General features: G+C 72.7%; 23 protein-coding genes. 15 read left to right on the forward strand and 8 right to left on the reverse strand.

What is annotated here, in order from left to right; all coding sequences use genetic code 11:
• Positions 1-527 precede the first annotated feature (527 nt).
• Positions 528-1,121 carry a GNAT family N-acetyltransferase gene (locus tag IAG44_RS32415; protein ID WP_187750637.1) on the forward strand — a complete coding sequence of 198 codons (594 nt, stop codon included), beginning with the start codon at positions 528-530 and terminating at the stop codon, positions 1,119-1,121.
• Here the strand turns inward: IAG44_RS32415 and IAG44_RS32420 are convergent.
• The 3 genes from IAG44_RS32420 to IAG44_RS32430 all read right to left on the reverse strand — a co-directional run bounded on the left by IAG44_RS32420 (position 1,111) and on the right by IAG44_RS32430 (position 4,680).
• Positions 1,111-2,610 carry an amino acid permease gene (locus IAG44_RS32420; protein WP_187750638.1) on the reverse strand — a complete coding sequence of 500 codons (1,500 nt, stop codon included), beginning with the start codon at positions 2,608-2,610 and terminating at the stop codon, positions 1,111-1,113. The two genes, IAG44_RS32415 and IAG44_RS32420, sit on opposite strands and share 11 nt — an antisense overlap.
• Before the next feature lie 139 nt (positions 2,611-2,749).
• A complete protein-coding gene (locus IAG44_RS32425; protein ID WP_187750639.1) occupies positions 2,750-3,589 on the reverse strand; it encodes a siderophore-interacting protein in 840 nt (279 codons plus the stop codon).
• A 176-nt stretch (positions 3,590-3,765) separates the two neighbouring features.
• Complete coding sequence (locus IAG44_RS32430) at positions 3,766-4,680, reverse strand: 5'-3' exonuclease (RefSeq protein WP_187752937.1); 915 nt, start codon at positions 4,678-4,680, stop codon at positions 3,766-3,768.
• Positions 4,681-4,854: 174 nt separating this feature from the next.
• On the opposite strand from IAG44_RS32430, the gene IAG44_RS32435 reads away from it, so the two are divergent.
• From IAG44_RS32435 to IAG44_RS32450, 4 genes are all read left to right on the forward strand, one after another.
• Positions 4,855-5,886: a quaternary amine ABC transporter ATP-binding protein gene (locus IAG44_RS32435; protein WP_187752938.1), complete on the forward strand. Its 1,032-nt coding sequence runs from the start codon at positions 4,855-4,857 to the stop codon at positions 5,884-5,886.
• Positions 5,879-7,672 carry an ABC transporter permease/substrate binding protein gene (locus tag IAG44_RS32440; RefSeq protein ID WP_187750640.1) on the forward strand — a complete coding sequence of 598 codons (1,794 nt, stop codon included), beginning with the start codon at positions 5,879-5,881 and terminating at the stop codon, positions 7,670-7,672. Before IAG44_RS32435 ends, IAG44_RS32440 begins: the two co-directional genes overlap by 8 nt.
• 338 nt (positions 7,673-8,010) lie before the next feature.
• On the forward strand, positions 8,011-8,580 hold the full coding sequence (locus tag IAG44_RS32445) for a helix-turn-helix domain-containing protein (RefSeq protein WP_187750641.1): 570 nt from the start codon (positions 8,011-8,013) through the stop codon (positions 8,578-8,580).
• Between the two features lie 61 nt (positions 8,581-8,641).
• The gene (locus IAG44_RS32450) at positions 8,642-9,553 is read left to right on the forward strand and encodes a LysR family transcriptional regulator (RefSeq protein ID WP_187750642.1); all 912 of its coding nucleotides are present in this window, start codon (positions 8,642-8,644) and stop codon (positions 9,551-9,553) included.
• 893 nt (positions 9,554-10,446) lie between these two features.
• On the opposite strand, the gene IAG44_RS32455 is transcribed toward IAG44_RS32450, so the two are convergent.
• Positions 10,447-11,127 carry a gamma-glutamyl-gamma-aminobutyrate hydrolase family protein gene (locus IAG44_RS32455; protein WP_187750643.1) on the reverse strand — a complete coding sequence of 227 codons (681 nt, stop codon included), beginning with the start codon at positions 11,125-11,127 and terminating at the stop codon, positions 10,447-10,449.
• Between the two features lie 94 nt (positions 11,128-11,221).
• Positions 11,222-11,959: a FadR/GntR family transcriptional regulator gene (locus IAG44_RS32460; RefSeq protein ID WP_187750644.1), complete on the reverse strand. Its 738-nt coding sequence runs from the start codon at positions 11,957-11,959 to the stop codon at positions 11,222-11,224.
• 113 nt (positions 11,960-12,072) lie between these two features.
• Between IAG44_RS32460 and IAG44_RS32465 the strand changes: the two genes are divergently transcribed.
• Genes IAG44_RS32465 through IAG44_RS32475 form a run of 3 tightly spaced genes read left to right on the forward strand, consistent with a single transcriptional unit; the run spans position 12,073 to position 15,613 of the window.
• Positions 12,073-13,431 carry a glutamine synthetase family protein gene (locus tag IAG44_RS32465; protein WP_187750645.1) on the forward strand — a complete coding sequence of 453 codons (1,359 nt, stop codon included), beginning with the start codon at positions 12,073-12,075 and terminating at the stop codon, positions 13,429-13,431.
• A gap of 35 nt (positions 13,432-13,466) precedes the next feature.
• Positions 13,467-14,834, forward strand: coding sequence for an aldehyde dehydrogenase family protein (locus tag IAG44_RS32470; protein ID WP_187750646.1), 1,368 nt, complete (start codon positions 13,467-13,469; stop codon positions 14,832-14,834).
• Positions 14,831-15,613, forward strand: coding sequence for a 3-oxoacyl-ACP reductase (locus IAG44_RS32475; RefSeq protein WP_187750647.1), 783 nt, complete (start codon positions 14,831-14,833; stop codon positions 15,611-15,613). Before IAG44_RS32470 ends, IAG44_RS32475 begins: the two co-directional genes overlap by 4 nt.
• A 7-nt stretch (positions 15,614-15,620) precedes the next feature.
• Here IAG44_RS32475 and IAG44_RS32480 read toward each other — a convergent pair whose 3' ends face one another.
• A complete protein-coding gene (locus IAG44_RS32480; RefSeq protein WP_187750648.1) occupies positions 15,621-16,823 on the reverse strand; it encodes an amino acid deaminase/aldolase in 1,203 nt (400 codons plus the stop codon).
• 1,100 nt (positions 16,824-17,923) lie between these two features.
• Between IAG44_RS32480 and IAG44_RS43835 the strand changes: the two genes are divergently transcribed.
• Together IAG44_RS43835 and mycP are read left to right on the forward strand one after the other, a co-directional pair.
• On the forward strand, positions 17,924-20,416 hold the full coding sequence (locus IAG44_RS43835) for a hypothetical protein (RefSeq protein ID WP_246562212.1): 2,493 nt from the start codon (positions 17,924-17,926) through the stop codon (positions 20,414-20,416).
• A gap of 71 nt (positions 20,417-20,487) precedes the next feature.
• Positions 20,488-21,654, forward strand: coding sequence for a type VII secretion-associated serine protease mycosin (mycP, locus tag IAG44_RS32490; protein ID WP_187750649.1), 1,167 nt, complete (start codon positions 20,488-20,490; stop codon positions 21,652-21,654).
• A 39-nt stretch (positions 21,655-21,693) separates the two neighbouring features.
• Here mycP and IAG44_RS32495 read toward each other — a convergent pair whose 3' ends face one another.
• Positions 21,694-22,632, reverse strand: coding sequence for a serine hydrolase (locus IAG44_RS32495; RefSeq protein ID WP_187750650.1), 939 nt, complete (start codon positions 22,630-22,632; stop codon positions 21,694-21,696).
• A gap of 149 nt (positions 22,633-22,781) precedes the next feature.
• Between IAG44_RS32495 and IAG44_RS32500 the strand changes: the two genes are divergently transcribed.
• Positions 22,782-23,516 (forward strand): SseB family protein, encoded by a 735-nt coding sequence (locus IAG44_RS32500; protein ID WP_187750651.1) that lies wholly within the window; start codon positions 22,782-22,784, stop codon positions 23,514-23,516.
• Between the two features lie 12 nt (positions 23,517-23,528).
• On the opposite strand, the gene IAG44_RS32505 is transcribed toward IAG44_RS32500, so the two are convergent.
• A complete protein-coding gene (locus IAG44_RS32505; protein ID WP_187750652.1) occupies positions 23,529-23,873 on the reverse strand; it encodes a DUF1844 domain-containing protein in 345 nt (114 codons plus the stop codon).
• 373 nt (positions 23,874-24,246) lie between these two features.
• On the opposite strand from IAG44_RS32505, the gene infC reads away from it, so the two are divergent.
• The 4 genes from infC to IAG44_RS32525 all read left to right on the forward strand — a co-directional run bounded on the left by infC (position 24,247) and on the right by IAG44_RS32525 (position 26,642).
• On the forward strand, positions 24,247-24,927 hold the full coding sequence (gene infC, locus IAG44_RS32510) for a translation initiation factor IF-3 (protein ID WP_187752940.1): 681 nt from the start codon (positions 24,247-24,249) through the stop codon (positions 24,925-24,927).
• Between the two features lie 111 nt (positions 24,928-25,038).
• On the forward strand, positions 25,039-25,233 hold the full coding sequence (gene rpmI / locus IAG44_RS32515; RefSeq protein ID WP_004933563.1) for a 50S ribosomal protein L35: 195 nt from the start codon (positions 25,039-25,041) through the stop codon (positions 25,231-25,233).
• A gap of 104 nt (positions 25,234-25,337) precedes the next feature.
• Complete coding sequence (gene rplT, locus IAG44_RS32520) at positions 25,338-25,721, forward strand: 50S ribosomal protein L20 (protein WP_187750653.1); 384 nt, start codon at positions 25,338-25,340, stop codon at positions 25,719-25,721.
• Between the two features lie 75 nt (positions 25,722-25,796).
• Positions 25,797-26,642 carry a TrmH family RNA methyltransferase gene (locus IAG44_RS32525; RefSeq protein WP_187750654.1) on the forward strand — a complete coding sequence of 282 codons (846 nt, stop codon included), beginning with the start codon at positions 25,797-25,799 and terminating at the stop codon, positions 26,640-26,642.
• Positions 26,643-26,686: the final 44 nt, after the last annotated feature.

Genomic DNA, 26,686 nt, shown 5'->3' on the forward strand with positions numbered 1-26,686 from the left:
GGCGGTCGTGGGGTGCGGCGGGGCCGGCAGGTCGGCGTCATGGTTCGCGGCGTGTTGGCGGGTGCGGGGCGCCGTGGTGCAGGGCGGCTCGGTCGGCGGGGTGTGCCTGCGGTGGGTGGAGCAGTGTTGGTGGGGCGGGGCGGGGCGGTGCCGGTAAGCGGTCGTGGGGCGCGGCGGGGCCGGCGGGTCGGCGTCATGGTTCGCGGCGTGTTGGCGGGTGCGGGGCGTGGGCATGCGGGGCGGCTCGGTCGGCGGGGTGTGGCGTGGTGCGGTAGGGGAGTGGGGCGGGTTGCTTGCCTCGGGTGTTGTTCCCTTCGGCGTTTGGGGGCTCCGCCGGTGTTGGGGGCACGGTCCGGCGGGACGGGGCATCGGGGCTGTGGGCCCGCCGGAGTGCCCTGTGTGCCTCCGGCCCGCCCTCTGCGCCTCGGCCCGCCCCCTGCGCCCCACCCAGGCGTTCTCGTCGGCCCGCTCTCCTCCGTCGCCGAAACTCACGTGTCCCGCCCCCCGCTTCCCGGCAAGATGCCCCCATGCCCTACCTCACCTCCCCCGTCCTGCTCCCCGGTGTTCTCGCGGCGCGTCCGCAGCCCAGGCTCGTGGCTCCTGGTGGTCTGTTGTTGCGGCCGTTTCATGAGGGGGATGTGCCTGCGGTGTATGCCGCGTTCCAGGATCCGGTGATGCATCAGTGGCACGCGCGGGCGGCGGGGTCGGTGGGGGAGGTGGAGGGGTGGGTGGATGAGTGGCGGGGGCAGTGGGCGGGGGAGGAGAACGCGCAGTGGGCGGTGGCGGACGCGGACAGTGACGCGCTGCTGGGGCGGGTCGCGCTGCGGGAGATCGTGCTGGGTGACGGGCTCGCGGAGATGGCGTACTGGACGGTCCCGGCGGCGCGGGGCCGGGGTGTCGCCGCGCGGGCCGCCGCCGTCCTGAGTGACTGGGCCCTGGACGACGTCGGCTTCCACCGGCTGGAACTCCTGCACGCGACGGGCAACCCGGCGTCGTGCGGCGTCGCGCGGAATGCGGGTTTCGCCGCCGAGGGCACCAAGCGGAGTGCGGTCCTGCACGCCGACGGCTGGCACGACATGCACCTGCACGCGCGCGTGAAGGGAGATCCGGTCAGCGCTTGACGCGAGCCCGGTACGCGGCGCCCAACAGCACCGTCGCGCCCAGGAACAGCACCGTGAACCACTGGAAGTACCAGTGCCCGCCCGCCGGGTCGTACACGGCCGCGCGGGGCCAGGCGAGGTTGACGGCCATGAGGACGCCGTAGAGCACCGCGAGGATGTTGAGGGGCAGGCCCCAGCGGCCCAGGGAGAAGAGGGGCGCGCCGGTCTCGTCGGTGCCGTCGGGGCGTCCCCAGCCGCCGCGCAGGCGGCGCAGCAGGAGCGGTCCGGTGACCATCGCGTACGCGAGGTACAGCATGACGATGCAGGTCGTGCCGATCGCGAGGAACGCCTCGGGGGAGGCGAAGTTGAGCAGGAGCAGCGCGGCGGCGAGGATGCCGACGGTGAGGGCGGGGGCGGTCGGCATGCCGGTGCGCGGGTGGACCCGGGCGAGGCGGTCGGCCAGCGGGAGACGGCCGTCGCGGGCCATGGAGAACAGCATCCGGGAGGCGGACGTCTGGATCGCGAGGGTGGCGACGGCGACGGCGACGACGACGTCCGCGAGCAGGGCCTTGCCGACACCGTCGCCGAGGCTGCTCGTGAGGACGTAGCTCAGCCCGTCCGTGGCGAGCCGGCCGTCCGTGAGGCTGGGCGCGGCGAGGAGCCCGGCGAGGACGATCAGGCCGCCCAGGACCCCCGCGGCCGTCAGCGCCGTCAGGATCGTGCGCGGCGCGGTGCGCCGGGGGTGGTGGGTCTCCTCGCTCATCTCCCCCGCGCTGTCGAACCCGATCATGACGTACGCGGCGGTGAAGGACCCGACGAGCAGCGCCCCCAACAGCCCGTCCTGGAGGGCGCCTTGGGTGTGGAAGGTGATCGTCGGGGTGCGTTCGGAGTGGGTGAGCAGGAGGACGACGATGAGGACGGCGCCGATGATCTCGGCGGTGACGCCGACGCGGTTGACCACGGACATGACCCGGTTGTCGAGGACGTTGACCAGGGTCGTGAGCACCAGCAGGAGGACGCCGAGCAGGGCGGCGTTGGCCGCGCCGTCGGCGGACGTGGGCGCGGGGTCGGTGCCGATCAGCTGGAAGCCCGTCCACAGCGCGGGCAGCACCATCTGGAGGGCGAGGGCCGCGGCGGCGACGACCACGATCTGCCCGATCACCATGATCCAGCCCGCGAACCAGCCGAACGCGGGCGTGGACAGCCGGGACGACCACTGGTAGATCGCCCCGGATATCGGGTAGCGGGCGGCGAGTTCGGCGAAGCACGCGGCCACCGCGAGCTGCCCGAGCAGCACCACCGGCCAGGCCCAGAAGAAGACGGGGCCGCCGAACGCGTACCCGAAGGCGAAGAACTGGAAGACGGTGGTGAGGACGGAGATGAAGGAGAAGCCGGCGGCGAAGGAGGCGTACCGGCCGAGGCTGCGGTGGAGTTCCTGGCGGTAGCCGAACTCGGCCAGGGAATCGGCGGGGGGAGTGTCGAGGACGTCGGGGAGCGGGGAGGTCGTCACGGCGGCACCTGCCTTCGGCGCGTGCTCCGGCACGTATCCCTGAGCACGTCATTCCTGTCGGGTGACAGAAATTAGGGAGGCGCTGTTGCGCACGCGTCACGCGGGCATGTCCGAGCCGGGCCCAACTCCTCACACGGCCCTAGGCCGCCGGCGTCTCCTGCTCCGCCTCGATGCGGGCGTTCCACTCCCGCTTGGACGCCTGCCAGCCGTCCTCGTTGTGGCCGAGCCGCCAGTATCCGGAGATGGACAGGTCCTCGCGCGGCAACTGGCGCTCGACGCGCAGCAGTCGGCGCAGTTCCTTGACGAAGTGGGCCTCGCCGTGGACGAACGCGTGCACCCGGCCCGCGGGCCACTCCAGCGCGCGCACCGCCTCGGTCAGCGGCTCGCCGACCGGCCGGTCCCCGCGGTGCAGCCAGGTCACCTCGACGTCGGAGTCGATCTTCTGCTCCTCCTCGGGCCCGGAGATCTCCACGAAGACGCGGGCGACGGCACCGTCGGGCAGCGACTCCAGGGCGGCGGCGATCGCGGGCAGCGCGCTCTCGTCACCGGCGAGCAGATGCCAGTCGGCGTCGGGCGCGGGGGCGTAGGCGCCGCCGGGTCCCATGAAGCGGACGGTCTCGCCGGGCTGGACGCGCATCGCCCAGGGCCCGGCGATCCCCTCGTCGCCGTGCAGGACGAAGTCGAGGGTCAGCTCCCGGTGTTCGGCGTCCCAGTGGCGCACGGTGTAGGTGCGCGTCACGGGCCACTGCTCGCGGGGCAGTTCCGCGCGGATGCGCTCCAGGTCGAAGGGTTCGGGGTAGGTGACGCCGTCGGGGGCGAACAGCATCTTGACGTAGTGGTCGGTGCAGGTGTCCGCCGAGAACCCGGCCAGCCCCTCGCCGCCGAGCACGACGCGCTGCATGTGCGGGGTGAGCCGTTCGGTGCGGACGACCTGCGCGGAATGGGGCTTGCGCGGTGTGCGTGCCGGACGCTCTGCCATGACGACCTCCCACTGTTATGGTTAGGTTTACCTAAGTTAGCATCACTCCCCCCATTCCCGCCCCCCTCACTCCGGGCGGCCGTTGCCCTTTACCGAAGGCAAACCCATCACCTGCGGAAACACCGTTCTCTTGGGTGAGAACCCGACGCCCGCTCCAGAACGGCTCCAGGAATACGTCAGGTTCCCGGCGCGCCCAGCGTCGCCAGCAGCCGACCCAGCGACCCGCCGAGCCCCCACCGCGCCCCCAGCGCCGCGACCGCCTCCGGGTCCCGCGCCCCGCGCGGCAGCGCCGTATCGACCTCCGGCAGCGGCACGTCGTCCGCGACCCGCACCACCGTCGGCGCCACCGCCACGTAGGGCCGCGACTCGTCCAGCCGCTTGCGCTGCGACGGCGTCAGCTTCGCCTTCGGGTCGTCGACGGCGGCCATGATCCCCGCGAGGTCCCCGAACTCGGCCAGCAGCTTCGCCGCCGTCTTCTCCCCGATCCCCGGCACCCCCGGCAGTCCGTCGCTCGGGTCGCCGCGCAGCAGTGCGAGATCCGCGTACCCGCGCCCGTCCACCCCGTACTTCTCGCGCAGCCACGCCTCGTCGGTGACCTGGAGCGTGCCGACGCCCTTCAGCGGGTACAGGACGCGCACCCCGCGCGCGTCGTCCACGAGCTGGTACAGGTCGCGGTCGCCGGTGACGATGTCCACCGGGCCCTTCGCGCGCGCGGTGAACGTGCCGATCACGTCGTCCGCCTCGTACCCGGCGACACCCACGCGCGCGATGCCGAGCGCGTCCAGGACGGCCTCGATCACCGGCACCTGCGGGGAGAGCGTGTCGGGCACCTCCTCGGCGTCCGGGCCCTCGGGGCGCTCCTCGGCGACGCGGTGCGCCTTGTAGGAGGGGATCAGGTCGACCCGCCACCGGGGGCGCCAGTCGGCGTCCATGCAGGCCACCAGCGCGTCGGGGTGGTGGTCCTTGACCAGGCGGTCGATGAATTCGAGCAGGCCGCGCACCGCGTTCACGGGCGTCCCGTCCGGCGCCTTCACGGACTCCGGGACGCCGAAATAGGCGCGGAAGTAGAGGGAAGCGGTGTCGAGGAGCATCAGTCGTCCGGTCACCCCCGCATCATGCCGCACCCCACGGACCCTTTGTGAGCTGGGCCACCTGTGTGTTTGGCCGGAAAAGGCCGGGGCAGGCGCGCCCTCGGAGCGATGCCGGTTGCGTATCCGGCAACACGTTGCACGCTCCCGACCATGTCCCCGACCGGAGAGGTCCGCGTGTCCGCCAGGCTAGAGGCAGACCAGCTCTACAAGGTGTTCGGCAGAAAACCGGACGACGCCGTCGACCGCCTCAGACGGGGCGCCGACCGCGACGACCTGCGCGCGGACGGCGCCATGCCCGCCGTCATCGACGCCTCCTTCACCGTCGAACCCGGCAGCATCTTCGTCGTCATGGGCCTGTCCGGGTCCGGCAAGTCGACGCTGCTGCGCATGCTCAACGGCCTCCTCGAACCGACGGCCGGGCACGTCCGCTTCGACGGCCAGGACCTGACCGCGCTCGGCGACCGCGAGCTGCGGGAGGTGCGTGCGCGGAAGGTCTCCATGGTCTTCCAGCACTTCGCGCTCTTCCCCCACCGCACGGTCCTCGACAACGCGGCCTACGGCCTCGCCGTCCAGGGCGTCCCGCGCCCCGAGCGCGAGCAACGCGCCGCCGAGGCGCTGAAGTTGTGCGGCCTGGAGGGCTGGGAGGCGTCCTGGCCCGACGAGTTGTCCGGCGGCATGCAGCAACGCGTCGGCCTCGCCCGCGCATTGGCCACCGACGCCGACCTGCTCCTGATGGACGAGTCGTTCAGCGCGCTCGACCCGCTGATCCGGCGCGACATGCAGGACCAGCTCCTCACGCTCCAGCAGACCCTGAAGAAGACCATCGTGTTCATCACCCACGACCTCAACGAGGCGATGCGCCTCGGCGACCGCATCGCCGTCATGCGCGACGGCCGCATCGTCCAGAACGGCACCGCCGAGGACATCCTGCTGCGCCCGGCGGACGACTACGTCGCCTCCTTCATCCAGGACGTCGACCGCTCCCGCGTGCTGACCGCCTCTGCCGTCATGGACCCGGACGCCGACCCGGACGCCTGCGCCGGCGAGACCGTGACGCCGGACACCCCGTTCACGGAGCTGTGCGCGGTCTGCGCGCGCGCCGAGCGGCCGGTGGCCGTGCTCGACGACGCGGGGACGGTCGTCGGCGTCGTCTCACCGAACCGGCTCGTCGGGTTCATGGCGCAGGAGGGGGCGGCCCGTGCCTAGGCTCCACCTCGGCGACTGGGTCGACTCCGGCGTCGACTGGCTCGTCACGCACCTGGCCTGGTTCTTCGACGCCGTCAAAGCGGTGGTCGAGGGGTTGTACGACGTGTTGGACGGCGTGCTGAACGCGCCCGAGCCGCTGCTGCTGGCGGGCATCCTCGCGGTGCTCGCGTGGTGGCTGCGGGGGCTCGCGGCGGGGGTGCTGTCGTTCGCGGGGTTCGCGCTGATCGACTCGCTCGACCTGTGGGAACGGGCGATGTCGACGCTGTCCCTCGTCCTGGTCGCCACCCTGATCGCGCTGGTGATCTCGGTGCCGCTCGGGGTGTGGGCGGCGCGCTCGAAGACGGTCAGCGCGGTGATCCGGCCGGTGCTCGACCTGCTCCAGACGATGCCGTCGATGGTCCTGCTGATCCCGGCGATCCTGTTCTTCGGCATGGGCGTGCCGGCCGGGGTGATCGCCACGCTGGTCTTCGCGCTGGCGCCGGGCGTGCGCATGACCGAGCTGGGCATCCGCCAGGTGGACGCCGAACTCGTCGAGGCCGCCGAGGCGTTCGGGACGACACCGCGCGACACCCTGCTGCGGGTGCAGCTGCCGCTGGCGCTGCCGACGATCATGGCGGGCGTCAACCAGGTCATCATGCTGGGCCTGTCGATGGTCGTCATCGCGGGCATGGTCGGCACCGGCGGGCTCGGCGGCGCCGTCAACGAGGCCATCGGGCAGCTCGACATCGGGCTCGGCTTCGAGGCCGGCCTCGGGATCGTCGTCCTCGCGATCTACCTCGACCGGATGACCGGCGCCCTCGGCACCCGGCTCTCGCCGCTCGGGCGCAGGGCCGCCGCGAAGACGCGGACCACGGCGTGGACGTACCGGCCGCGCCCGGCCGTCGCCGTGTCCTGCGTGACCGTGCTCGCGGTCGTCGCGGGCGGGCTCGGCGTGTTCGGCGGGAACGGCTCACCGGCGCACGCGTCCGGCACGGACGTCGGACGCGGACAGCGGATCACCATCGGCTACATCCCGTGGGACGAGGGCATCGCCTCCACATACCTCTGGAAGGAGATCCTGGAGGAACGCGGCTTCAGGGTGCGGACGACGCAGTACGCGGCGGGCCCCCTCTACACCGGCCTCGCCACCGGCCAGATCGACTTCCAGACCGACGCCTGGCTGCCCACCACCCACGCCGAGTACTGGAAGAAGTACGGCGACAAACTCGACGACCTCGGCTCCTGGTACGGCCCGACCTCCCTGGAACTGGCGGTCCCGTCCTACGTGAAGGACGTCAGGACCCTCGCCGACCTCAAGGGCCGCGCGGGCGAGTTCGGCGGCCGGATCGTGGGCATCGAACCCAGCGCCGGGATGATGGGCCTGCTCAAGAACAAGGTCGTCGGGGCGTACGGGCTCCAGGAGTACGACGTCGTCGACGGCTCGACGCCCGCCATGCTGGCCGAGCTGAAACGGGCGTACGCGAAGAAGCAGCCGATCGTGGTGACGCTGTGGTCGCCGCACTGGGCGTACAGCGACTACGACCTGAAGAAGCTGGCCGACCCGCGCGGGGCCTGGGGCGAGGGCGACCACGTCCACACCGTCGCCCGCAGCGGCTTCGCCGCCGACCAGCCGGAGGTGGGACGCTGGCTGAAGGACTTCCGGATGACCGAAGCACAGCTCACCTCGCTGGAGGCGCGCATCCAGCGGTCCGGCAAGGGCAAGGAACAGGACGCGGTACGCGCCTGGCTCAAGGGGAACCCGGGACTGGTGGAGAAGTGGGCGCCCACCGGGAACACCGCGAGCTAGTGGGACCGCCCGTTACAACGCGGTAAGGATTCGGCCAACCACGCAGAGCGATGTAGTACCCCGAGGTCACCCTTCGGCGTCCCCCAGTGGGGCCGGACGGGTGACTTCGGGCCGTGCGGGGCGTACGCTCGCGACCCGCCGGGGCCCCGGGAGCCGTTTCCGCGTTCCTTCCTCGTGTGATCCACTGGCGAGAACCGGTGCGTCGGGCGTGACCGGGTGTGTCGTCGATGTGACGGGCACATGAAACGGTTTGCGGAACATGCGTAGGGTGCAGAGAAGTCATCAGAGAGCGTGCACCCGAGGCCGCGGACCGACGAGCTGAGGAGGGAGCCGGAGCGATGGGCGACCACAAAGAACGGCCCCTGCGCGTGGGGGCGGCCGTACGGCGTCGGCGGCACGCGCTGGAACTGACGCTCGCGGTCGTCGCCGAGCGCAGCGGGCTGTCCGTGCCCTTCCTCAGCCAGATCGAGAACGACCGGGCCCGGCCCAGCAGCGAATCCCTGGAGAAGGTCGCGGACGCGCTGCGGACGACCGCCGTCGAACTGCTCGCCGCGGCGGATCCCGCGTGCAGCGTCGACGTCGTGCGGGCGGACGACGCCGACGCGGGGGTCTCACCGCAGGCCCGCTCGCTCGTGCGGGGGCACCACCAGATGCACGCGACCGAGTTCACCGGCGACCACGACGCCGGGCGCGAATTCCAGTACCGCAACGACCAGTTGATGTACGTCGCCGACGGGGCCGTCGAGATCGAGGCCGAAGGGCGGGCGTACCGGCTCGGGCGGGGCGACACGCTCTACCTCACCGGCGGGGTCCGCCACCGCTGGCGGGCGACCGTCGCGGACACGCGGATCCTCGTCGTCGCCGTCGCCGAGCACATCGAGGCGGTGCGGGGCGGGAAGCAACGCTAGGCCGACCGGCCGGAGCTGGTCTGACCTGGGGTGATTTTCCGCTCGGGCATAAACTGGGGTTATGAGCATCGACGGTGTTGTGGTTCCCCTCGCGCATCGGGTGCCCGATCTCGGGGCGCTCGAACTGCTCCTCGCGGTCGCCCGGGTGGGGAGCCTCGGGGGTGCCGCCCGCGAACTCGGGATCACCCAGCCCGCCGCCAGCAGCCGGATCCGGTCCATGGAACGGCAACTCGGTGTCGCCCTCGTCGACCGGTCGCCCCGGGGGTCCCGGCTCACCGACGCGGGGGCGTTGGTGACCGACTGGGCCCGGCGGATCGTCGAAGCGGCCGAGGCGTTCGATGTCGGCGCGCAGGCGTTGCGGGACCGGCGTGACTCCCGGCTTCGGGTCGCCGCGAGCATGACCATCGCCGAGTATCTGCTGCCGGGGTGGTTGTTGGCGCTTCGTGCGCAGCGGCCCGATACGGCGGTGTCCCTGCTTGCCGGGAACTCCGCGGTTGTCGCCGAGCGGGTGCTGGGTGACGAAGCCGATCTCGGGTTCGTGGAGGGGGTGAGTATGCCCGGCGGGCTCGACTCCGCCGTCATCGGACATGACCGGTTGATCGTCGTCGTCGCGCCCCGGCATCCCTGGGGGCGCCGTCGGAAAGCCGTCCAGGCCGAGGAGTTGGCCGCGACTCCCTTGATCCTCCGCGAGCGGGGGTCCGGGACCCGGCAAGTCCTCGATACCGCGCTCGGCGTTTCCGCCCGGCCGCTGATCGAACTCTCCTCCACGACCGCCGTCAAAGCAGCGGCAGTCGGCGGCGCCGGGCCCGCTGTCCTGAGCGAACTCGTCGTGAGCGAGGAGTTGGCCCTGCGCCGGTTGGTGTCCGTGCCGGTCGAAGGGGTCGCGTTGGGGCGGGAGTTGAGGGCGGTATGGCGCACGGGACACCGGCCTGCGGGCCCGGCCCGGGAACTGTTGGCGCTGACTCGGGGGTGAGGGGTGGGTGGGGGCGAGTGATGCCGGTGGGGCGGTGCGGGTACGTCGTGGTCGTTCGCGCAGTTCCCCGCGCCCCTGATGTCGGCTGGTGTAGTGGGTTGGGTGCGGCGCCGTCGTGGCTTGTCGCGCAGTTCCCCGCGCCCCTGAGGGGTGGCTGGTGTAGTGGGTCTGGTGCGGCGTCGTTGTGGCTTGTCGCGCAGTTCCCCGCGCCCCTGGAGCGTTGCGGCTCGGGGCGTTGGGTTGGGGGCGTCCGCGTGGCTGGATCCGCCCGCGCGGCGACACCGCATGGCAGGCTTGGCGGCGTCCCGTACCGGGCTTGGTGGCGTCGCGTTTCCGGCTCAGCCCCACGCCCCTCGACGCCACGCCCAACCCCCGCGCCCCCGCAGCCGCCGGTCCCTGCCGTGCCCTCTGCGGCGCAGCCGCATAATGCTCAAGCTCTTTCGTGAGCTGAAGGCACCTCACCTATAGGCAACCTCACCTGTAGGCACCTCCCCGCCCACCCGAAAAGCGTTGGCCAGTCCCGCAGCACCCCACGCACCATGCCCTCATGAACCCCCTCGTCTCACCGGCCACCGGTGGTCGAGGGCCGGCAGCCGGATGTTCCGTGGGACAAGGGCGAGTTGCAGATCGTGCTGGACGCAGTCGACGGGCTCGCACGGACGTCGACTGGCCGCACGCCCTGAGGGCAACCCCATGGCTGGACCTGCTCCTCCTGCTGCCCAGCGTGAGGGCGCAGGGCGGCCCGGACCCGGACGCGGTGACGGCCGCGTTGGCCGGCTTGGCGGGCTACTTCGTCCACGCGTCCCGAGAGCCCGCACCCCAGGGCCTGCCGACCTTGCGTCCGTTCCAACGGGCCCAGGGGAACGCCGCGTTGGCGTGGCTGGACCGCCGCCTCAGGAGGCCGCCTCGACCAGCGCCCGCATGACCCGGAGATCGTCCCCCATCTCGGGATGCCACTGCACACCCAGCGTCCACCCCTCACTCCGCTCGACCGCCTCGACGGTCCCGTCCTCCGCGTGCGCGGACGCGACGAGCCCGGGGGCGACACGGTCGACGGCCTGATGGTGGTACGTCGGCACACTGGCCGGCTCGGGAACGAGCGAGGCGTACCGGGTCCCCGGCACGGGCGTGACCGTGTGCTGCCCGAACACCCCGGGCGCCTTGACGTGCCCGTCCATGTGCTGGACCAGCGTCCCCCCGAGGACGACGTTGAGGAGCTGCATGCCCCGGCAGATCCCGAGGAGCGGCACCCCGGCGGAGAGCGCGGCGTCGATCAACGCCGTCTCCCAGCCGTCCCGTTCCCGCGCGGGCGGGTCGGTACGGGGGTGAGGCTCGGCCCCGTACAGCGCGGGATCGACGTCCGGCCCCCCGGAGACGACGAGCGCGTCGAGCCGGGCGACCGTCGCGGCGGCCCGGGACGGCGCGTCGGGCGGCAGCATCGCCGCGATCCCCCCGGCCCGCTGGACCAGCCGCGGATACCCGACCGGAAGCAGCGCCGCCTCCGACTCCCAGACCCGCCAGCGGACGGCGGGCTCCAGATAGGTGCTGATCCCGACGAGCGGAACGTTCGCCATGAACCCTCCAGGTGATCCAGGCAATCCAGGTAATGGCCTCAAGGGATACCTTTACAGAGAGGCACCCGCCAGAGGAAGCCCCACCCTCGCCCCCTCAGGCCAGAAACCCCCGCAGCAGCGCCGCCGTCCCCCCGCAGTGCTCCCGCATGATCTCCCGCGCGCCGTCCGCGTCCCCGTCCAGCACCGCCTCCACCAGCGCCTCGTGCTGCCGCTGCGAGTGCTCCAGGTTCCGCACGAGCAGCGGGATGCAGTCGAGGAGGTCGTTGACCTGCGCGCGGACGGCGGCGTACTGCGCGGTCAGCGAGGCGGACCCGCACAGCTCGGCCAGGGTGAGGTGCAGCAGCGTGTCCCGTCGCCGGTAGTCGCCCAGCGGGGCGTCATGGGTCTGGGCGAGCGCGTCCCGCAAGCGCGTCGCCTGCGCGTCCGTCAGCCCGTGCGCCGCGCACAGCCCCGCCGCCCCGACCTCGAGGACCTCGCGGAACCGCAGGACGTCCTCGATGTCGACCTCGGCGATCCGGCGCCGCAGCTCGTCCTCGCCGCCCGCGTCGGCCGGCCGGGGCAGCACGAACGTGCCGCCGTAGCGCCCCCGCCGGGACTCCAGGAGCCCCTGGTCCTGGAGGACCTTCAGCACCTCGCGCAGGGTGACCCGGCTGATGCCGAGCCGTTCGGCCAACTCCCGTTCCGCGGGCAGCCGTTCACCGCCGGGGACGAGGCCGAGGCGGACCACCTGGAGGATCTGCTCCAGCGCCTCCTCGAAGCCGTTGCCCGCCCGCACCGGCCGCAGCACCGGCGTCAACCGGTCACCCGTGTTCGTGTCCTTCTCCGTGGTCATCCGGCCGTGCCCCCTTCCCAAGCAATGGTTCTCGGCAATACCTTATGGCTCCCGGACGCTTCATGGCCCCCGGACGGCCGCCGAAGTCGACGACGCCCCCAAGGAGGCCCCTCGTGCCAGACCGCACAGCCCCGCTCCCCGTCGAGGACCTGCACGCACTGGTCGCGGCCGGCGAGATCGACACCGTCGTCCTGGCCTTCCCCGACATGCAGGGCCGCCTCCAGGGCAAGCGGTTCGCGGCCCGCTTCTTCCTCGACGAGGTCCTGCGCCACGGCACCGAGGGCTGCAATTACCTCCTCGCCGTCGACACCGACATGAACACGGTCCGCGGCTACGCCATGTCCTCCTGGGAGAACGGCTACGGCGACTTCGCCATGCGCCCCGACCTGACCACCCTGCGCCGCATCCCCTGGCACCCCGGCACCGCCCTCCTGATCGCCGACCTCGCCTGGGACGACGGCTCCCCGGTCGGTGCCGCGCCCCGCCAGATCCTGCGCCGCCAGCTCGACCGCCTCGCCGAACGCGGCTGGACCGCGCAGGTCGGCACCGAGCTGGAGTTCATCGTCTTCCGCGACACCTACGAGCAGGCGTGGGACGCCGGTTACCGGGGCCTGACCCCGGCCAACCAGTACAACGTCGACTATTCGATCCTCGGCACCAGCCGCGTCGAACCCCTCCTGCGCCGCATCCGCAACGAGATGGGCGCCGCCGGGCTGACCGTCGAGTCCGCCAAGGGCGAGTGCAACCTCGGCCAGCACGAGATCGCCTTCCGCTACGACGAAGCCCTCGTCACCTGCGACCAGCACGCCGTCTACAAGACCGGCGCCAAGGAGATCGCGTCCCAGGAGGGCGTCGCGCTCACCTTCATGGCCAAGTTCGACGAGCGCGAGGGCAACTCCTGCCACATCCACCTGTCGTTGACCGACGCCGACGGCGCCAACGTCTTCGCCGGGCCGGACGGCATGACCGACACCATGCGCCACTTCCTCGCCGGGCAGCTCGCCGCCCTGCGTGACTTCTCCCTGCTGTACGCGCCCAACATCAACAGCTACAAGCGGTTCCAGCCGGGCTCGTTCGCCCCGACGGCCGTCGCCTGGGGCCGCGACAACCGCACCTGCGCCCTGCGGATCGTCGGCCACGGCCGCTCCCTGCGCTTCGAGAACCGGCTGCCCGGCGGCGACGTCAACCCGCACCTCGCCGTCGCCGGACTCGTCGCGGCCGGCCTCTACGGCGTCGAGCACAAGCTCGAACTCCCCGCCGCCTGCGCGGGGAACGCCTACACCGGCGACTACGAACACGTCCCCACCACGCTCCGCGAGGCCGCCGAGCTGTGGGAGAAGAGCCCCATCGCCCAGGCCGCGTTCGGCGAGGAGGTCGTCGCGCACTACCTCAACATGGCGCGCGTCGAACTCACCGCGTTCGACGCGGCCGTCACCGACTGGGAGCTGCGCCGCTCCTTCGAGCGACTGTAGAAAGACCGCGAGTCACGACTGTGAAAGGCCAGGAATTGTCCGAGCTGACCGTCCTGAACCCGGCCACCGGGGACGTCGTCACGACCGTCCCCGCCGCCGACGCGGCCGAGGTGGACGCGGCCGTCGCGCGCGCGGCGAAGGCCCAGGAGAAGTGGGCCGCCCTCGCGCCCGCCGACCGCGCCCGCCTCCTGCGCCGGTTCGCCGACCAAGTCGACGCCCACGTCGAGGAGTTGGCGCAACTGGAGGTCCGCGAGGCCGGGCACACGATCGGCAACGCCCGCTGGGAGGCGGGCAACGCGCGCGACCTGCTCCTGTACGCGGCGGGCGGCGTCGAGCGGCTGACGGGCAGTCAGATCCCGGTCGCCGGCGGCATCGACGTCACCTTCCTCGAACCCCTCGGCGTCGTCGGCGTGATCGCCCCCTGGAACTTCCCCATGCCGATCGCCGCCTGGGGCTCCTTCCCGGCCCTCGCGGCGGGCAACGCGGTCGTCCTCAAACCCGCCGAGACGACCCCGCTCACCGCGCTGCGGCTGGCTCAACTCGCTCTGGACGCCGGGCTTCCCGAACACCTCTTCCAGGTCGTCCCCGGCTATGGCGGCATCGCCGGACGCGCCCTCGTCGACCACCCCGGCGTCGCGAAGATCGTGTTCACCGGCTCCACCCGCACCGGCCGCGAGGTCATGGAGCGCTGCGCGAAACTGGTCAAGCCGGTCACCCTCGAACTCGGCGGCAAGAGCCCCAACGTCGTCTTCGCCGACGCCGACCTCGAAAAGGCCCTCGACCCCTTCTCGTTCCTCGACAACGCCGGCCAGGACTGCTGCGCCCGCACCCGCATCCTCGTCCAGGAGAGCGTCTACGACGAGGCACGCGACTTCCTCGCGCGGGCCCTCGCGGCGGTCGTCGTCGGCGACCCGGCCGACGAGAAGACCCAGATGGGCCCCCTGATCTCCCGTCAACAGCTCGACCGCGTACGGTCGCTGGTCCCGGACGACGCCCCCGGCGCCCTGCGCGGCGACGCCCCCGACGGCCGGGGCTTCTGGTTCCCGCCGACCGTCCTGACCGCAGAGCGCCCCGACTCCCCGGCCAGCCGGGAGGAGATCTTCGGCCCCGTCGCCGTCCTGCTCCCCTTCACCGACGAGGCCGACGCCATCCGCCTCGCCAACGACACCCCCTACGGCCTCTCGGGCTCCCTGTGGACCCGGGACGTGGGCCGCGCACTGCGCCTCTCACGGGCCGTCAAGGCGGGCAACCTGTCCGTCAACTCCCACTCCAGCGTGCGCTATTGGACCCCCTTCGGGGGATACAAGCAGTCCGGGGTCGGCCGAGAACTCGGCCCCGACGCGCTCGCCGCCTTCACCGAGACCAAGAACGTCTTCATCAGCACGGAGGACCCCGCACAGTGACCGAGACTCCTGTCTGCCGCCGCCTCGTCGGCCGTACCGCCGTCATCACCGGAGCCGGCAGCGGCATCGGCCTCGCCACCGCCCGCCGCCTCGCCTCCGAGGGCGCCAACGTCGTCTGCGCCGACGTCGACGAGACCAGCGGCAAGGCCGTCGCCGACGAGGTCGGCGGGCTCTTCGTCAAGGTCGACGTCACCGACCCCGAACAGGTCGAGGCGCTGTTCAAGACCGCCTTCGACACCTACGGCAGCGTCGACATCGCCTTCAACAACGCGGGCATCTCGCCCCCCGACGACGACTCCATCCTGGAGACCGGCCTGGAGGCGTGGAAGCGCGTCCAGGAGGTCAACCTGACGTCCGTGTACCTGTGTTGCAAGGCCGCGATCCCCTACATGCGGCGGCAGCAGCGGGGTTCGATCATCAACACGGCGTCGTTCGTGGCCCGCATGGGCGCGGCGACCTCGCAGATCTCGTACACCGCGTCCAAGGGCGGCGTCCTCGCCATGTCCCGTGAACTCGGCGTGCAGTTCGCGCGGGAGGGCATCCGCGTCAACGCGCTCTGCCCGGGGCCGGTCAACACGCCTTTGCTGCGAGAGCTGTTCGCGAAGGACCCCGAGCGCGCCGCCCGCCGCCTCGTGCACATCCCCGTCGGCCGGTTCGCCGAGGCCGAGGAGATCGCCGCCGCCGTCGCCTTCCTGGCGAGCGACGACTCCTCGTTCGTCAACGCGACCGACTTCCTTGTGGACGGCGGGATCTCGGGCGCGTACGTGACCCCGCTCTAGGTCCTCCTCAGAGGAACGTGTGGCCCTCGCCGCGGTAGGTGGGCACCGTCTCCGTGACGGTGTCCCCCTCGATCAGGTGCAACTGGTCGAAACGCTCGCACAGTTCACCGGCCTTCGCGTGCCGGAACCACACCTTGTCGCCGATCAGCAGATCGTCGGCCGGGGCGCCGAGCAGCGGCGTCTGGACCTCGCCGGGGCCTTCCTGCGGGTCGTACCTCAGCCCCTCCGGCAGGTAGGGCACCGGCAGCCGGTCCACGCCGGGGGCGCCCGACGCCGGGTAGCCGCCGCCGAGGACCGTCACCACACCGACGCCGGGGCGGCGCACGACCGGCTGCGCGAACAGGGCCGCCGGACGGCCCGAGAACGACGTGTAGTTGTCGAACAGGCGCGGCACGTACAGGCCCGAACCGGCGGCGACCTCCGTCACCGCGTCCTCCGCGACCGTGCTCTCCACGCTGCCCGTGCCGCCGCCGTTCACGAACTCCAGGTCCGGGGCGACGGCCCGCACCGCGCGGACCACCGCGGCGCGCCGCTCGGCGAGTTCACGGCGCGCGGTGGCCTGCATCAGCCGGACCGCGCGGGACCGGAACGGACGCCCCGCGACCGAGTCACCGACCCCGGCGATATGCCCCTCGTAGGCCATGATGCCGACCAGCTTGAAACCCTGACGCCGGGTCACCGTCCTTGCGAACTCGGCGAGTTGGGCGGGGGAGCGGAGCGGGGAGCGCAGGGCGCCGATGCGGACCCGGCCGCCCAGCATCTGCAACGCCGTGTCCAACTCCAGGCAGACGCGCACGACTTCACGCCCGTCGCCGCGCGCCGCGTCGATCAGGTCGAGTTGGGCGACGTCGTCGACCATGACGGTCACGGCCGCGGCGAGCTTGGGATCCGACGCCAGCTCCGCGTACCCCGCGCGGTCCGCCGAGGGGTAGGCCAGCAGGACGTCGTCGAAGCCCGAGCGGGCCAGCCACAAGGACTCCGCCAGCGTGAACGACATCAGCCCCGCGAAGCCGTCCCGCGCGAGCACGCGCTCCAGCAGCGCCCGGCAGCGGACGGACTTGCTCGCCACCCGGATCGGCTTCCCCGCGGCCCGGCGGCGCAGATCGTCCGCGTTGGCGTCGAAGGCGTCCAGGTCGACGATCGCGAGAGGGGCGTCCAGATGGGCGGTGGCCCGGTCGTAACGGGCCCGGTCGGCGGCGCGCGCAGTCATGCACGCAGCCTGCCAGACGCGATTACCGCAGGGTAGGGGGACGATCCGGGCAGATGCCCCGGGGTGGCGGGACGGGTTCTCCCTCGCCCCACGACAAGCCGTAGAGTGACGCGCACGCACGGAGGACGGCTCCGGCCGGCAGTCCGCGCCGGGATGCCTGTCGTCCTGTGCGGGTATGCGTGCCCAAAGGGACCACCGTCCGCCGGGCCGCCGGGGCGCGTTCTCACCCACGCGCCCACGATCGACGGCATCGCCCGGCACGAGGAAACGGGGGCACTGTGAGCACCGAAGCGCGGCGCCCTCCGGCGAACCCCCCGACCCCGTCCCCCGAAACCCCCGCCAGAGACGGGCGTGTCACGGGGGGCGAGTCGTGGGACGAACCGGGCCCGTACGGGGGCGAGACCGAGGGCGTGAACGGCGTCACGCAGGCCGGCCGGGAGACCGGCACGAATGCCGACGGCAGACAGGCGGCCACGCCGGCCGGTGGGGGAGCGGGCGTGAGTGGTGTTCCGTCGGCCGGCCACGGCGCCGGTGCGCACTACGCTCCGTCGACCGGCCAGGGGCCCGGCGCGAGTGGGACCACGGCGGCGGGCGGGAACGATGGCGTGAGTGGTGTCCCGTCGGCTGGCCGGGGGACCAGCGCGAATGGCAACGGCGTGCAGGGGGCCACGCCGGCCGGTGGGGGAGCGGGCGTGAGTGGTGTTCCGTCGGCCGGCCACGGCGCCGGTGCGCACCACGCTCCGCTGACCGGCCAGGGGCCCGGCGCGAGTGGGACCACGGCGGCGGGCCGGGGTGGTGGCGTGAGCGGTGTCCCGTCGGCTGGCCGAGCGCCCGGTGCGAGCGATGTCTCATCGGCCGGTCAGGGGCCCGATGCGAGCGGTGTTCCGTCGGCCGGTCAGGGGACCGGTGTGAGTGGTGTTCCGTCGACCAGCCGGGGAACCGGCGTGAGTGGTGTTCCGTCCGCGCGGCGGAACGATTCGCGTGGGTCGGCCGGTGCCGGAGGAGGTTCCGGGATCGCCGGGGACGTCTTTCCGCCGCCGCCCGCTTCGGCCCGGTTCCCGGACGCTCCGCCGGCCGCTCCCCGGAGGCCGGGTTCGAGGGTGCCCGGCACGGACGAGGGTGCGCGCGCCGACGACGTGACGGCCCCGGACGCGGGCACGGAGTTCGGCGTCGACGGTGTCCGCCCGTACATCTCCCGGATCACCCCCCGCACCCCGGCCACGGACACCCCGTCCGCCCCCGGCAGCGCCTGGACCCCCTTCTCCCGCAGCCGCATGGCACCCCCGCCCCGCCCCTCCACCGAACGCCCCCCGCGCCCCGCCCCGACGGACACCCCCGCCTGGACTCCGGCGTCCCCGGTACGCCCCCCGGAGTTCGACGCCCTGTTCCCCACCCCGGACCCGGCACCCCCACGCCCGACGACCACCCCGGCCCCGGCGCACGGAACCCCGGCCCACAAGCCGCCGATCACCCCACCGCGCCCCACCGGCGCCCCGGAGAACGGGCGCACACCCCGGCAGGACGCGCCCGTCCCGCCACGCCCCGCATCCGCGCCCGCCTCACCCGCGTCCGAGCCCGCCTCGTCGTACCCCGCGTCCGCACCGACCGCCTCGTCATACCCCGGCACGGGCAGACAACCGGAGGACCACCCCCGCCGGCAGACCCCGACCACCGCGCCCGGCCCCTCGCCGCAGGGCGATGCCTCACCGACGTCCCCGCGCTCCGGCGCCGCACAGGGCACCTCGCCCCGCCCGGACTCCGACGGGAACCGGCCCAGCACCGGCCCCACCCCTCCCCACCCGGGGGCCCAGGCGTCCCCGGTGTGGGAGCGGCGGCCCGGCACGCCGAGCGCCCCCGCGTCAGCGGACCGTCCCGTCACGGCGCAGGGCACCCCGCGCCGCCCGGAACGGGAGGGCACGGCGACCTCGCCCCGCCCGGACTCCGACGGGAACCGGCCCAGCACCGGCCTCACCCCTCCCCGCCCCGCGTCCCAGACGCCCCCGGCGCGGGAGTGGCGGCCCGGCACGCCGAGCGCCCCCGCGTCAGCGGACCGCTCCGCCACCGCACAGGGCACCCCGCGCCGCCCGGAACAGGAGGGCACGGCGACCCCGCCCCGCCCGGACTCCGACCGGAACCAGCGCAGCACCGGCCCCACTCCTCCCCGCCCGGCGTCCCAGACGCCCCCGGCGCGGGAGTGGCGGCCCGGCACGCCGAATGCCCCCGCGTCAGCGGACCGCCCCGCCACCGCACCGGGCACCCCGTCCGGCCCGGCGTCGAAGGAGCAGGCAGCCACACCGCGCCCCTCCACCACCCCGGCGTCCAAGCCCCCGCAGACGCCGAACGGCCAGGCGACCCCGCAGACCCCCACCCCCGGCGACCCCAACCCGGCACCGGAAGCCCGCCCCACCACCCGGCCCCACACCCCCGACCCGGCCCCCGAAGGCGCGGCCCGCCCCATCCCCCCGCGCCCCACCACACCCCCGAAGTCCGCCCGCCCCGGCACCACCCGTGTGACCCCCGCCGAACAGAACACCCCGATGCCCACCCCCACCCCGACGACGGGCCACCCCTCCACCCCGAAGGACCCCGGACAGAGCACCCGGCACACGGCCCCCGAAGTCACCCTCGGCGGGCAGACCCGGCCCGCGCCCGCTGCCCCTCCGCGCGACCTGAACCACCCGGCCCCCGAGGCCACCTTCGGAGGGCAGGCCGGACAGACCCGGCCCACGCCCCCGCGCGACCTCAACCACCCGGCCCCGGACCCCGCCCTCTCCTGGACCGTCACCCCCGCCCACACGCCCACCACCCACCCGGCGGCCACCCCCGAAGCACCGCACGAGCCCTGGATCCGTGGGCGTGTGGTCGCTGCGGCGGCCTGTGCGGTGCTGGGGCTCGGGCTGATCGGCGGCGCGGCTACAGGGACCTGGCTCGTGGGGGACGATTCCGGCGCGCGGAGCGGGAGTTACGCGGCGGCGGCGGCGATCTGGCACAGCGTGCCGGTGGACGAGCTGTTCCCGGCGACGGTGGACGGCCAGGGCGCGGGCCCAGGCGGCGCGGACCGGACGTGGACGCGGATCGCCGTAGCCCCGGACGCCGGCTGCGAGAACGCGTTCGACCCGCTGCTGGCCCAGGTCCTGGAACCGGCCGGCTGCGACCGCCTCCTGCGGGCGACGTACACCGACGCCACCCAGAGCTACGTCACCACCGTCGGCCTGCTCTTCACGAAGGCCGACGTCGCGACGATGCGCGCACTGGACGCCCGCTTCGACAAGGAGGGCCTGGCGCGCAGGACGGACCTGATGCCCCGCCCGTACGCCGTCCCCGGCACCCTCGCCGCCCGCTTCGGCGACGCCCAGCGCGCCTCGTGGACGGTGTCGGTCCTGACGGACGCCCCGGTCGTCGTCTACTCCGTCTCCGGCTGGGCCGACCACCGGACCGTCGACACCCCGCAGCCCGCCGCCGAGGCGACCGCGACCGGCGCGTCCTCGGCCGTCGCCCAGGCCGGCCTCGGCAACGAGGCCAAGGGCCTCGCGGACCGCGTCGAACGCTCCCTCCGCAAGGCCGCCGCCGCCCCGACGGAGCAGCCGTCATGACCCGCACCGCCCGCACGGAAAAAGCCACGGAAAAGACCTCAGGAAAAGCCCCGACGACCCCCGCACCCCCCATGCCCCGCACAGCCACCCGCGCCGCCCTCCTCAGCACCCTCCTCGCCGCGGCCATCGCCCTGCTCCCCTCCACCACCGCCTACGCCGACGGCATACGCGACCAGCAGTGGGCCTTGGAGGCGATGCACACCGAGGAGGCGTGGCGGACGACCAAGGGCGCCGGCATCACCGTCGCCGTCCTGGACACCGGCGTGGAGGCCGACCACCCCGACCTCACCGGCAACGTCCTGCCCGCGAAGGACCTCGTCGGCTTCGGCGCGGTTCCGGGCCAGCGCGCGTGGGCCCGCCACGGCACCGCGATGGCCGGCATCATCGCGGGCCACGGCCACGGGTACGACAACGCCGACGGCGTCATGGGCATCGCCCCGGAGGCCAAGATCCTCCCCGTCCGGGTGATCCTGGAGGACGGCGACCCGGCCCGCACCCGCGCCCGCAACACCCGCGGCAACGCCCTCGCGGAGGGCATCCGCTGGGCCGCCGACCAGGGCGCCGACGTCATCAACCTGTCCCTCGGCGACGACTCCGCGTCCGCGCACCCCGAGCCCGCCGAGGACGAGGCCGTCCAGTACGCGCTGAAGAAGGGCTCCGTCGTCGTCGCCTCCGCGGGCAACGGCGGCGACAAGGGCGACCACATCTCCTACCCGGCCGCCTACCCCGGCGTCATCGCCGCGACGGCCGTCGACCAGGACGGCGTCCGCGCGACCTTCTCCACCCGCCGCTGGTACGCCACGGTCAGCGCCCCCGGCGTGGACGTCGTCATCGCCGACCCCGACCACAAGTACTACGAGGGCTGGGGGACGAGCGCGGCGGCGGCCTTCGTCTCCGGCGCGGTCGCCCTGATCAAGGCCGCCCACCCCGGCCTCACCCCGCCGCAGATCAAGAAGCTCCTGGAGACGACAGCCCGCGACGCCCCCACCGGCGGCCGTGACGACTCACGCGGCTACGGCTTCATCGACCCCGCCGCCGCGATCAAGGCCGCCGCACGCCTCAAACCCGAGGGCCTGACCTCCCGCGCCTACGGCAAGGAGTACTTCGGCACCGGTCCCGACCGCGAACCGGACGACACCGGCACCGCGGACTGGGCGGGCCCCCTCGCCGGCGGCGCTGGCGGCGTCCTGCTGGTGGCGGCGGTGGTGCTGTGGCGGGGCCGCAGGAGGATGGGCTGAGGGGCCGGGGCGCCGCCTCGAAGAGAGGCCGAGGAGAGGTCAGGGCGTCGCCGTGAACGCCCCCACCGCCGCCCGCGCCGCCTCCTCCACCAGCGAGATCCCCGCCCGCATGCTCACGTTCCCGTCCGACAGCACGGCCACCAGGTACGACCCGTCCCCGGCGGCCACCCGCCCGATGCTGTTGACGTCCCACAGCCCCGTCGTGCTCCGCGCCAGCCACCCGTTCTTCACGGCCCACTCCGCGCCCCGCGCGGCGGCCGACACCCCCCACCCCTGATCGGCCCGGACCTGGGCCATCAGTCCCCGCACGTACTCCCGGGACACCTGGCTCAGCTCCGACTCCTCCCCGAACACCTGCCGGAGCAGGACGAGTTGATCGGCGGCGGTCGTCCGGGTGAGCCCCCACAGCGCGCCCTCACCCCCCTCGGTGCCGCTCATCCCGAACCGCTCGTTGGCGGCGTCGAGCCCTTCCGCCTGACCGATGGTGTTCCACAGCGCGCTCGCCGAGTCGTTGTCGCTGTACTCGATCATCGCGGCGGCGTACGCCCGCTCCTGGCCGGTGAGCCGGCGCCCCGCGTCCTGCGCCTGGAGCAGCAGCGCGGCGAGGATGTCGACCTTGACGATGGAGGCCGTGTCGAACGCGGCCTCCCCGGACACGGCGCTCTCCCCGGACGCGAGATCGAGCACCCCCACGGCGACGGCGGCGTCCCCGGGCACGCTCACCGCCTCCAGCGCCGACTTGAGCAGCGCGGTGTGGTCGGTCTCAGGCACGGTCACAGTCCCCTCCCGGGTGCGCGCGGCCGGCGTGGACGGCACGGCCGGTGCCGACGATACGACGCCGTCCGCGCCCCCGTCGTGGGTCTCCACGTACGCCGTCCCGCCGGCCGTCGCGAGCACGGCGAGCGCGGTGAGGAGGATCGGCCGGCGCCGGGAGGAGGCGCGGGCGCGGTGTCTGCGGGCGGCTCTGGAGGACTCCATCCCGCGATGCTCGGGGCGGTGACTGTGCGCGGCGTGAGACGGACGTTAGACCTGTGTCAGGGATTCCTGAGGAAACCGTGAAACCGGTGACCGCCGGGTTACCGGCCCCGCACAACCGCAGCAGCATCCCCCCGATAGGGTCGGTGACCGTGGCGAACAAGAACATTCCCGACCCCGGCTTCTCCGACGACGACGGCACGGCCGACCCGGCCCTGGCCTCGGCGCTCGCCGCCTGGTCGGCCGACCGCACCGCCGTCCCCCCGGTCCTCGCCGCCCTCAAGAACGCCCGCCTCCTCGTCCCGGTGGTGGCGGTCCTGGGTGAGGTGGAGGAGGACGAGAACGGCCTGCGCCGCGAGAAGACGAGCGACATGGCCGTCCCCACCCTCAAGGCAGGCCCCCGCAAAGCGCTCCCCGCCTTCACCTCAACGGCTTCCCTGGCCCTCTGGGACCCCCAGGCCCGCCCAGTAGCCGTCCCCCTCCACCAGGCCCTCCAGGCAGCGGCCCACGAAAACGCCGACACGGTGGTCCTGGACCTCGCAGGCCCGGTCCCTTTCGAACTGACGGGCCAGACCCTGCTGGCGCTGGCAGAAGGCCGCACGACGACGGATCCGCTGGCGGACCCGGCGGTCCGGGAGGCGGTCCGCACGGCGGTAGCCGCAGCGCCGGGCGTGGAGCGGGCATACCTTGGCCCGGGGGAGTCGGACGGCACGCTGGCCCTGGTCCTGACGGACACGGCCGGAGCGGCGGAAGTGGCCCGAACGATCGCCGAGCACCTGGCAGCGGACGAGACCCTGAGGGCGAGACTGGTACGCGGCCTGGACCTGGCGCTGCTACCGACGGAGGCAACGCCTCCGGGGCAGCCGTTGTATGTACGGAAGCCGTGACCTGCGGAATTCTTAACCGTAGACAGGTCCGGTGTACTTCTCGCCCGGCCCTTGCCCAGGCGCGTCCGGCACGATCGACGCCTCCTTGAAGGCCAGCTGGAGCGACTTCAGACCGTCCCGCAGGGGAGCCGCGTGGAAGGAGCTGATCTCCGTCGCGGACGCGTCCAGCAGCCCCGCCAACGCGGTGATCAGCTTCCGCGCCTCGTCGAGGTCCTTGAACTTCTCGCCCTCCTCGGTCAGCCCCAGCTTGACCGCGGCGGCGCTCATGAGGTTGACGGCGACCGTCACGATGACCTCGACGGCGGGGACCTCGGCGATGTCGCGGGTCATTTCGTTGAAGTCGGGGGTGTCACTCATGGGGGACACGATAGGCGCCCTTCCGCGAGGCGCCTGTACCTGGCCCGGATTGGCCAGTATGCGCGAGGACTGTTAACCTCGTTGAACGACCGGTCGGACATGACTGTGCCCGGCCCACAAGTGGAGGCTTCGAACTCCCACCCGACCACCCCTAAGGGCGGCGGGTCACCGGTCAGACGGCCGCCCTCGTGGGGCGTCGCCGTCCGATGAGTACGCCCCGCGATCCCCGCGGCGGTGTTCCGGTAGTTCGAGGAACCCCGCATGTGATCGTTCGGGGCATTTTTTCTGCCTCGGCGTGGTTGAAGCTCTTACAGAGACAGACGTTACGCGGCGCTCGAACCAGGGTGTCGCGTGGTGCAACCGAGGAGGACTCATCAGCGCCGAGCCCCGCATCAACGACCGGATTCGCGTTCCCGAGGTGCGACTTGTCGGTCCCAGTGGCGAGCAGGTGGGCATCGTCCCGCTGGCCAAGGCACTGGAGCTTGCGCAGGAGTACGACCTGGACCTGGTCGAGGTCGCGGCGAACGCCCGCCCGCCGGTCTGCAAGCTCATGGACTACGGGAAGTTCAAGTACGAGTCGGCCATGAAGGCCCGTGAGGCGCGCAAGAACCAGGCGCACACGGTCATCAAGGAGATGAAGCTCCGGCCGAAGATCGACCCGCACGACTATGACACCAAGAAGGGTCACGTCGTCCGGTTCCTCAAGCAGGGCGACAAGGTCAAGATCACGATCATGTTCCGCGGCCGTGAGCAGTCGCGTCCGGAGCTGGGCTACCGCCTGCTCCAGCGCCTCGCGGAGGACGTCCAGGACCTCGGGTTCGTCGAGTCGAACCCGAAGCAGGACGGCCGGAACATGATCATGGTCCTCGGTCCGCACAAGAAGAAGACCGAGGCGATGGCCGAGGCACGTCAGGCTCAGGAAGCCCGCAAGGCGGACGCGAAGGCCAACCCCGGCCGCTCGCAGAACCCGCTGGACCTGGTGGACGAGTCGGGCGAGGCCGCCGAGACCGCCGAGGCCGCTCAGACCCCTGCCGAGGCTCCCGCCGAGGCGTGATCCGAGGGACGCGAGTCCCCTGGGTCGAACCCGACAGAACACGACGCTCCACCCCGTGCCCGGTTTCACGACCGGGCACCGGAGCGCCACCGACGAGGAGAGAACGGCGCTATGCCGAAGAACAAGTCGCACAGCGGTGCCAGCAAGCGCTTCAAGGTCACCGGCTCCGGCAAGGTGCTCCGCGAGCGCGCCGGCAAGCGCCACCTGCTTGAGCACAAGTCGTCCCGCGTGACGCGTCGCCTCACCGGCAACGCCGAGATGGCCCCGGGCGACGCCGCGAAGATCAAGAAGCTTCTCGGCAAGTGACGTACCCGGCGCCGGGTGACCCGCGCGCCGTACGTCGACACCGGGACCTATTCGAAACCGGGTCGTGTGAGTCCAACCACGGCCCCGCTACAAGGAGTTAACAAGTGGCACGCGTCAAGCGGGCAGTCAACGCCCACAAGAAGCGCCGGGCGATCCTGGAGCAGGCCTCCGGCTACCGTGGTCAGCGTTCGCGCCTGTACCGCAAGGCCAAGGAGCAGGTCACCCACTCGCTGGTCTACAACTACAACGACCGCAAGAAGCGCAAGGGCGACTTCCGTCAGCTGTGGATCCAGCGCATCAACGCCGCTGCCCGCGCGAACGGCATCACCTACAACCGCTTCATCCAGGGTCTGAAGGCCGCCAACGTCGAGGTCGACCGCAAGATCCTCGCGGAGCTGGCCGTCAACGACACGAACGCGTTCGCCGCGCTCGTCGAGGTCGCCCAGAAGGCGCTCCCGGCCGACGTGAACGCCCCCAAGGCCGCCTGAGCGATCAGAGCCTGACTGCACGGACCCGCGGGATTACCTGCGGGTCCGTTCTGCTGAACAGAAGGTGAGCCCTCCGTGCCCCCCATCACCCCCGACCTCATCTCCCCCCGTTCCCCCCGCGTCGCCGCCGCCCGGCGGCTGGCCCGGCGGAATTTCCGGAGCAAGGAGCGGCTGTTTCTCGCCGAGGGGCCGCAGGCGGTGCGGGAGGCGGCGAAGGGGACGCTGGTCGAGCTGTTCGCGACCGTGGAGGCGGCGGAGCGGTACGCGGACGTCGTCGGGGACGCGCGGGACGCCGGCGTGCGGGTGCACCTCGCCGACGAGCAGGTGATCGCCGACATCTCGACGACCGTCACCCCGCAGGGCCTCGTCGGGATCTGCCGGTTCCTCGACCGGCCGTTCGAGGAGATCCTGGCCGCCCGCCCGAAGCTGGTCGCCGTGCTCGCGCACGTGCGCGACCCCGGGAACGCCGGGACGGTACTGCGCTGCGCGGACGCCGCCGGCGCCGAGGCCGTCGTCCTCACCGACGCCTCCGTCGACCTCTACAACCCGAAGGCCGTACGCGCGTCCGTCGGATCGCTGTTCCACCTGCCCGTGGCGGTCGGCGTGCCGGTCGAGACGGCCGTCGAGGGGCTGAAGGCGGCCGGCGTGCGGATCCTCGCCGCCGACGGGGCGGGCGAGGACGACCTGGACGACGAGCTGGACAAGGGCACGATGGGCGGACCCACGGCCTGGGTGTTCGGCAACGAGGCGTGGGGGCTCCCGGAGGAGACCAGGGGGCTCGCGGACGCCGTCGTGCGCGTCCCTATCCACGGAAAGGCTGAAAGTCTGAACCTGGCCACCGCCGCCGCCGTATGTCTCTATGCGTCAGCCCGTGCACAGCGCGCCCGCGGAGGGTGCCGTTCCGTCACCGACAGCTTGTAGGGTGACGGGCTCGGGGGTCCTCGTCTGGGAGGTGGGGTACGAGG

It is taken from the genome of Streptomyces roseirectus (assembly GCF_014489635.1).
Lineage (GTDB): Bacteria > Actinomycetota > Actinomycetes > Streptomycetales > Streptomycetaceae > Streptomyces > Streptomyces roseirectus.

Excerpts from the sequence above, each read along its gene's own strand:
- IAG44_RS32415 (WP_187750637.1), top strand. The coding sequence starts at position 528 with ATGCCCTACCTCACCTCCCCCGTCCTGCTCCCCGGTGTTCTCGCGGCG.
- IAG44_RS32425 (WP_187750639.1), bottom strand. The coding sequence starts at position 3,589 with ATGGCAGAGCGTCCGGCACGCACACCGCGCAAGCCCCATTCCGCGCAG.
- IAG44_RS32430 (WP_187752937.1), bottom strand. The coding sequence starts at position 4,680 with ATGCTCCTCGACACCGCTTCCCTCTACTTCCGCGCCTATTTCGGCGTC.
- IAG44_RS32445 (WP_187750641.1), top strand. The coding sequence starts at position 8,011 with ATGGGCGACCACAAAGAACGGCCCCTGCGCGTGGGGGCGGCCGTACGG.
- IAG44_RS32450 (WP_187750642.1), top strand. The coding sequence starts at position 8,642 with ATGAGCATCGACGGTGTTGTGGTTCCCCTCGCGCATCGGGTGCCCGAT.
- IAG44_RS32455 (WP_187750643.1), bottom strand. The coding sequence starts at position 11,127 with ATGGCGAACGTTCCGCTCGTCGGGATCAGCACCTATCTGGAGCCCGCC.
- IAG44_RS32460 (WP_187750644.1), bottom strand. The coding sequence starts at position 11,959 with ATGACCACGGAGAAGGACACGAACACGGGTGACCGGTTGACGCCGGTG.
- IAG44_RS32480 (WP_187750648.1), bottom strand. The coding sequence starts at position 16,823 with ATGACTGCGCGCGCCGCCGACCGGGCCCGTTACGACCGGGCCACCGCC.
- mycP (WP_187750649.1), top strand. The coding sequence starts at position 20,488 with ATGCCCCGCACAGCCACCCGCGCCGCCCTCCTCAGCACCCTCCTCGCC.
- IAG44_RS32495 (WP_187750650.1), bottom strand. The coding sequence starts at position 22,632 with ATGGAGTCCTCCAGAGCCGCCCGCAGACACCGCGCCCGCGCCTCCTCC.
- IAG44_RS32505 (WP_187750652.1), bottom strand. The coding sequence starts at position 23,873 with ATGAGTGACACCCCCGACTTCAACGAAATGACCCGCGACATCGCCGAG.
- rpmI (WP_004933563.1), top strand. The coding sequence starts at position 25,039 with ATGCCGAAGAACAAGTCGCACAGCGGTGCCAGCAAGCGCTTCAAGGTC.